The organism is Micromonospora foliorum, from assembly GCF_022229015.1.
GTDB lineage: Bacteria > Actinomycetota > Actinomycetes > Mycobacteriales > Micromonosporaceae > Micromonospora > Micromonospora foliorum.
This window is the reverse complement of record NZ_JAKKFF010000379.1, coordinates 1-4234: the sequence shown is the minus strand read 5'-3', so window position 1 is coordinate 4234 and position 4234 is coordinate 1. Positions and strand designations below refer to the sequence as shown.

General features: G+C 71.9%; 5 protein-coding genes. 2 read left to right on the top strand and 3 right to left on the bottom strand.

The features are described 5' to 3' along the window. Positions 1–35 precede the first annotated feature (35 nt). Together PSH25_RS25160 and PSH25_RS25155 are read right to left on the bottom strand one after the other, a co-directional pair. Entirely contained in the window at positions 36–860 is an 825-nt protein-coding gene (locus tag PSH25_RS25160; protein WP_238661412.1) for a hypothetical protein, read from the bottom strand. Positions 861–976: 116 nt separating this feature from the next. Beyond that, the gene (locus PSH25_RS25155) at positions 977–1273 is read right to left on the bottom strand and encodes a DUF4193 domain-containing protein (RefSeq protein WP_007075406.1); all 297 of its coding nucleotides are present in this window, start codon (positions 1271–1273) and stop codon (positions 977–979) included. Positions 1274–1706: 433 nt separating this feature from the next. Between PSH25_RS25155 and PSH25_RS25150 the strand changes: the two genes are divergently transcribed. Then, positions 1707–2219: a LytR C-terminal domain-containing protein gene (locus PSH25_RS25150; protein WP_238661413.1), complete on the top strand. Its 513-nt coding sequence runs from the start codon at positions 1707–1709 to the stop codon at positions 2217–2219. 170 nt (positions 2220–2389) lie between these two features. Here PSH25_RS25150 and PSH25_RS25145 read toward each other — a convergent pair whose 3' ends face one another. Then, a complete protein-coding gene (locus PSH25_RS25145) occupies positions 2390–3208 on the bottom strand; it encodes an inositol monophosphatase family protein (protein WP_238661411.1) in 819 nt (272 codons plus the stop codon). A gap of 669 nt (positions 3209–3877) precedes the next feature. Between PSH25_RS25145 and PSH25_RS25140 the strand changes: the two genes are divergently transcribed. Beyond that, a partial coding sequence (locus tag PSH25_RS25140; RefSeq protein WP_372492845.1) for an RNA polymerase sigma factor region1.1 domain-containing protein occupies positions 3878–4234 on the top strand: 357 nt, incomplete at its 3' end.

Sequence of the window (4234 nt, the reverse complement as noted above, 5' to 3'; positions counted from 1 at the left end):
AGGGCCCGCGTGCCGGTCCCGTGCCGAAGACCCGCTCAGGTGCCGGTCGGCGGGCCCGGGAGGGCCGCCGGTGGCGCGGGCCGGGCGATGCCCCGCCGACGCAGGTCGACCTGGAGTTGGTCGGCCATCTGCTGGGTGGCCCGGCGGTTGAGGAAGCTGGCCACCGCCGCGCCGGTCAGGAACGGTCCGAGCGTGGTGAGGTTGCGACCGAAACGCCGCAGCAGCATGTCCCGCAGCTCCTTGCGGGCGGCGGTGCCGAGCACCGCTCCCACTCCCACCCCGGGCACCATCGGGTTGACGCCACGCTGAGTGGCCCAGGAGTGCACCAGTGCGACCGCCCGTTGGCTGCCGCCGGCCGGTAGCGCCACACCATGGATCTCGTGCAGTTCGCCGACCAGTTTCAGCTCCACCGCCACCACGGCCACGGTCTCGGCGGCGAGCAGCACCGGCGCGGAGAGCAGGGTCGGGGCCACCGCCCACTCGACGGCGGCGACGCCCCCACCGGCCGCGCCGATCGCGGCGGTGGTCCTCGACGCGTTGCGGATCAGCCTGTCGGCCAGGGCGGCGTCGTCCAGGCCGGCGAAGTGCCGACGCAGCGTGTCCAGGTCCCGCACGGGCACGTGCGGGGCGATCTCGGCGACGGTGTCGACCATCCACCGGACGGCGGCGCGGGGCTTGAACAGGTCGGAGATGCCACGCGCACGGGCCTGCCCGACCATCCGGGTCAGCAGTTGGCGGCGTCGGGCCGGCGCGATGTCGTCCGCGGTCAACGCCGCGACGGTGGCGCCGAGGTCGTCGGTGCCACCGTTGGCACCAAGATCACCCGTGCCGCCCTCGGTGGTGCCGCCTCGATCGCTCATCGGACCTCCCGGTGCTGTGGCTACCCGTTACGAGTCAAGCAGGTACCCACCGCTGCCGCATGCCTACACCGGCAGCGGCGGCCCCGTTCAGGAGGCCGCCGCTGGTGTCGTGGCTGTCAGACGCACTCGCGGCAGATCAGCTCGCCGTTACGCTCGACCGCCAGCTGGCTACGGTGGTGGACCAGGAAGCAGCGGGCGCACCGGAACTCGTCCTGCTGCATCGGAAGCACCTTGACCGTGAGCTCCTCGTCGGCCAGATCGGCACCGGGCAGCTCAAAGCTCTCGGCCACCTCGGCCTCGTCGACGTCCACCGCGCCCGACTGTGAGTCGACGCGCCGTGCCTTGAGCTCTTCCAGGCTGTCCTCGCCGAGGTCGACCTCGTCGCGACGCGGGGCGTCGTAGTCGGTGGCCATCGGTTTCACTCTCCCATATCGATGTTGTCGCTTCCGGTTGTAACGCCGGACGACGCTGTTTCGGTTCCGCTGGCCGGCCACCACTTGTGTCGGGCACCCGACCCGAGGACCGAACGGATCGAGCTCGCCGGGGCGACTCCCCTGCGAGCGCGGAACCTTACCCCCCCTTGGGCGAGGCATGTATACCGCCCTTGCGGCTGAGATGTACGCCCCCGCACGCGAAGTTGTTCCCAATGTGATTCAGGCGACACGAAGATAGGGGTAGTAGTACCCGGTTCGCGGTCGGCGCGCCGGCATGTCGGGCTGTTTCCACGCGACGGCCGGACAACCGTTAACCTCAGCGGCGTATTCGACGGCCGGCGGCCTGAGCGATCGTTCCTGGCCGTCACCACCCACCTGAGGTCCGGGGAGTGCCCTGATGAGTTTTGCGCGCGTGCGAGCACTCGTCGTCGTCGGCCTGCTGGCGATCATCGCCCTGGTCTTCGTCGTCGTGGCCGTGGTCCGCGACAGCCAGGGCAACGCGGGCACCGCGGCGGGTTGCCCCGAGGGCTGGCCGCTGGCGGATCTGACCCTGCGCGAGCGCAAGGACGTCAAGATCAACGTGTTCAACGCCACGGACCAACCCGGTCTCGCCGGCACCGTCGCCGACGAGTTCAGCAATCGACAGTTCCAGGTCAAGAAGACCGGGAACGAGAAGAAGGTCGACAGCGTCGCGGTGCTGCGGTACGGCCCGAAGGGCGTCGGGTCCGCGCACCTGCTCCAGGCGTACTTCCTCAACAACGCCACCCCCGGCTACGACCCGAAGCGCACCGACGACACCGTGGACGTGGTGCTGGGCAACCGCTTCCAGCAGCTCGCCACCACCACCGAGGTCAACCAGTCGCTGGGCGACTCGGGCCCGCCGGAGGCACCGAAGGGCTCCTGCCCGTCCCCACCCGCCAAGTGACGGCGTAACCGGCCCGCCGCAGCGCAGGCCGGCGATCGGGCACCGACTGGTCCACCGGTCAGGCCGGCCGGTCAGGAACCGCCGGGCAGAAGCCGCCGGGCACGACCTGCCGGGCAGAAGCCGCCCGGCAGGAACCGCGGCTCAGGGTCCGTGACTCAGGGTCCGTACGGTCAGGGTCCGCCGGCGGCGTCCAGCGCGGCCAGCCGATCGTGCAGCGGCGCGAAGAGCGCGGGCGGGGCCGCGAGCACCAGATCCGGCCCCGGCGGCCGACCGGCCAGGCCGGCGACCCGGACCCCCGCCTCGGCGGCCACCAGCCCGCCCGCCGCCAGGTCCCAGGCCGCAAGACCCTTCTCGAAGTACGCGTCGAGCCGCCCCTCGGCGACCAGGCAGAGGTCCAGCGCGGCGGCGCCGAGCCGGCGGATGTCCCGTACGTGTGCGATCAGCCCGGCCACCACCTGCGCCTGGTGCGCCCGGCGGGCGGCGTCGTAGCCGAAGCCGGTGCCGACCAGCGCCTGCCCCAGGTCGACCTCGCCGGAGCAGCGCAGCCGGACACCGTCGCGCCAGGCCCCACCGCCGGCCGTGGCGGTCCATTCCTCGCCGGTGCTCACGTTGCGCACGACGCCGGCGACCACCACCCCGTCCACCTCGGCGGCCAGCGAGACCGCGGAGTGCGGCAGCCCGTACAGGTAGTTCACCGTGCCGTCGATCGGGTCGACGATCCAGCGCACCCCGCTGCGCGCGGTGCCGGAGGTCTCCTCGCCGTACTCCTCGCCGAGCACCGAGTCCTCGGGACGCAGCGCGGCCAGCGCGTCGAGGATCTGCCGCTCCACCGCCCGGTCGGCGGCGGTGACCACGTCGGTGACCGTGCTCTTGGTCGCGGCGACGACGACCCCCTCGGCGCGCATCCGGTACGCGGTGCCCGCCGCGTCCCTCGCCACCTCCACCGCGATGGTCAGCAGCTCCGACGGCGTCGTAGCGGAGTTGGTCATGATTCGCCTCTTTCCGCACTCCGGGTGCATGTGGATGTGTGGAACTACCGACCCGGCTTCCGAAGATCATCGTTCCCCACGCCGCACGACGGCACCAGACCAGGATCTTTGGTGCCGGGCATCGGCTGCGACGCGGGTGCACCCGGCGCCGCCGATGCGGCTTGAGCGGCCAACCTTGGCCAACATGCCCCATTAGGTCCGGTATTGTCGCTTAAATGCTTACCGCCCTGTCCGTGCTCGGCTCGCAACCGTTGCCCAACCGCGACCTGGTGGGGGCGCCGCCCGCCGGACCGTCAGCGACCTCGGTGATCCACCCGCGCGCCCTCGCAACCGGCACGCCGACCTGGTACTGCCTGCTCAAACGGCAGTTCGGACACGATCTGCGCGCCGCCAGGCGCGACGACGGGCACCCTTCGCCGGCCGCGCGGCTATCATTACCGCGAAGCCCACATCTCCGCCGCACCGACGGTCCCCACCGGCGGTACGCGGTGCGGAGCAGGATGATCGCCGCAGACGGCGTTACAATTCACCCCTGCCCACGCGGCACGGACCGCCGACCACCGGCCGGACCGTGACACGAGGGTCCCTCAACCACATCGCCCGGCACGGTAACCCTCGCTGCGCTGGACGAACCCGCCGTGCCCGCTCTTCGCCTCCGGAAGGTCATTCGTGACAGAACCCCGCCAGCCCGGCGCCGACGTTCGCTCGCTCACCGACACCCTGATCGCCCACGCGCAGAGCGCCGGTGGTCAGCTGACGTCGGCTCAGCTCGCGCGCACCGTCGAGTCCGCCGAGGTGACTCCGGCCCAGGCCAAGAAGATCCTGCGGGCACTCTCCGAGGCGGGAGTAACCGTCGTGGTGGACGGCTCGGCGAGCACCCGTCGCCGCGTTGCCGCGGCCCGCTCGACCACGCCAGCGTCCCGGGCCACCACCGCCAAGACCACCAAGAAGGCCGCCGCGCCGGCGCCGAAGCAGGCGCCCGCCGCCGACGACGCCCCGTCGACGCCGGCCCCGCGCAAGGTGGCC

What these genes read in the sequence shown, in the direction of transcription:
- PSH25_RS25145 (WP_238661411.1), bottom strand. Translation starts at nt 3,208, where the DNA reads ATGACCAACTCCGCTACGACGCCGTCGGAGCTGCTGACCATCGCGGTG.
- PSH25_RS25155 (WP_007075406.1), bottom strand. Translation starts at nt 1,273, where the DNA reads ATGGCCACCGACTACGACGCCCCGCGTCGCGACGAGGTCGACCTCGGC.
- PSH25_RS25160 (WP_238661412.1), bottom strand. Translation starts at nt 860, where the DNA reads ATGAGCGATCGAGGCGGCACCACCGAGGGCGGCACGGGTGATCTTGGT.